This window comes from Neoluteolibacter marinus (assembly GCF_014904755.1).
GTDB lineage: Bacteria > Verrucomicrobiota > Verrucomicrobiia > Verrucomicrobiales > Akkermansiaceae > Haloferula > Haloferula marina.
In genome coordinates this window covers 1-829 of sequence record NZ_JACZFQ010000166.1, presented here as the reverse complement: position 1 = coordinate 829, position 829 = coordinate 1, and the positions used below count along the sequence as shown (strand labels likewise).

Annotated in this window: 1 protein-coding gene; it reads left to right on the top strand. The window is 50.7% G+C overall.

Features of this window, described 5'->3' with window-relative positions:
• On the top strand, positions 1–818 hold an 818-nt coding region (locus IG178_RS24320), incomplete at its 5' end, for a DUF6414 family protein (RefSeq protein WP_193215186.1).
• Between the last annotated feature and the right edge of the window lie 11 nt (positions 819–829).

Genomic DNA, 829 nt, shown 5'->3' with positions numbered 1-829 from the left:
AGCAAGAAGTTATTGATAAATCCCTCGGCGACGCCGTGTTCCAGGACCTGGAGTCCGATCTGGAGTCGCTCAACTTTTTGAGCGACATATCGCACGAAATATCAACCCCTCAGGGCTGGGATGAGTTGCACGAAAGACTCCAGCCTGGACAGATCGTTCGCATAACTGCGCCTGCGACGCTATTCCACCCCACTCACCTATCGACCACCATTTTGAATTTGGCAACTGCAGCCGATGGAATCCATCAAGTAATGGAGAGTTTCGAATCGGATAGAGAGCCAGCACAATCAGTGGCTCCGACCGCCAAGAAAAAGAATCGAAATGACACGGCAAGGCGCGGAGGACCCACGACTCCACCTGATCCCTCCTTGCCAGAGACACAACTGCCAAATATTGAGACTATCCTTTATCTCGACGCACCTCGAGAACTGCTCGCAGGAATGATCAGAGCCACACGGGGAATTTTTGGCGACGGGATTCATCTGCACATGCGCCCGACAGGCACGACAGGACCAATAATTAGCGCCCGTCTTGAAGAAGGCAGACGGTTTTTCGATTCCCAGCCCGATGTTCTTTTATCCAGGTATGGATTAGTACCACAAGAATTCACGTTAGTGGGGATTTTGGGTCAGCTAGGCTCTAATCTAGCCTCGACTGAAGATGCAAATATGAGCAAGTCAGATAACGCACTGATTCGTGCTGGCTTCGTCGATATGATCGCAAAATTTTTGGGAGAATCAGCTGGACTGGTTGACATGCCTGCTGACCCTGGGTTTTCAATCACTCCGCTGGCAGTATATCGAGGAATTCTCGGGTGAACGCAGGATTT